This window comes from Extibacter sp. GGCC_0201 (genome assembly GCF_017566055.1).
In the GTDB taxonomy this organism is placed as follows: Bacteria; Bacillota; Clostridia; order Lachnospirales; family Lachnospiraceae; genus Extibacter.
The window spans coordinates 1-229 of the sequence record NZ_JABFCH010000112.1 but is presented as its reverse complement, the minus strand read 5'-3'; the positions used below and the strand labels follow the sequence as shown (position 1 = coordinate 229).

1 protein-coding gene is annotated in these 229 nt (G+C 59.0%); it reads left to right on the top strand.

Annotated features, from left to right (window positions below; genetic code table 11):
• Nucleotides 1–229, top strand: a 229-nt coding sequence (locus tag HJV72_RS18925) for a V-type ATPase subunit (RefSeq protein WP_208073407.1), incomplete at both ends; no start/stop codon positions are given.

Genomic DNA, 229 nt, shown 5'->3' with positions numbered 1-229 from the left:
AACGCGACTGGCAGGCGCTCCCGGCCAATATGAGGGCGGCTGCGGAGGAAGCCTACGAGACATTCCTGCACACAAGGGACGGACAGCTCTGCGATATCATCGTAGACAGGGCGGCGCTGGAAGCAATTTATGCGGAGGGGGAAAAAGCCGCGGACCCGGTAATCAGGGCGTACGCGGAATCAACCGTAGCGGTTGCCGATATCAAGATTGCCGTCCGTTCACAGAAAAC